Source organism: Chryseobacterium sp. HNCC26DJ241, assembly GCF_057180505.1.
Genome location: NZ_JBXUGL010000089.1, coordinates 1 through 576 on the forward strand (window position 1 = coordinate 1; position 576 = coordinate 576).

General features: G+C 39.1%; 1 pseudogene. It reads left to right on the plus strand.

Annotation, left to right across the window (positions count from 1 at the left end):
• Nucleotides 1-576 (plus strand): annotated as a pseudogene (locus AC2A1C_RS15860) (T9SS type A sorting domain-containing protein); the annotation flags it as partial.

A 576-nucleotide genomic window follows, 5' to 3' on the forward strand; every position in this document is an offset into this window, starting at 1 on the left:
AGATTTGTGGATCATTCATTTGGATAAATCCGGAAATGAAATCTGGCAGAAGAATTACAGTTTTGGAAACCGTGATGTTTTGATGAGCTTAAACGTAATTAGGAAGTCAGAAGTTGGAGATCAGAAGTCGGAAGTGAAAGGGGTTTTAATTGGAGACTATACGCAAGCTGAAGAAAAAATAAAATCTGATGATGAGAAATTCTGGATGCTGTATTTGGATGCTAATGGAAAAGAGGAATGGAGAAAGTATGTGGAAGGAAAAGAAAAGAAAAAGGAGGAGCGATTGGTGAGTGCAAAATTGCAAAATGACGGTACTTTTCTTTTGGCAGGAACCAGCGCTGAGCAATTGGGTGAAGAGAACTGGAAGATTTTGAAATTAGGAGATAAAGATCTGGATGATTTAATTGAAAAACAAGACATTCGCATCTACCCAAATCCTGTGGAAGAGTATTGCTACGTTGAGATTGGAGTGTTGGAGAGTGAGAGAAGTGGAGAGTTGGATGCTGAAATCCAACTCTACGACATGAGCGGAAAGCAGATCCAATCCCTGAAAACTAAAAATGCAGTGACCAGAAT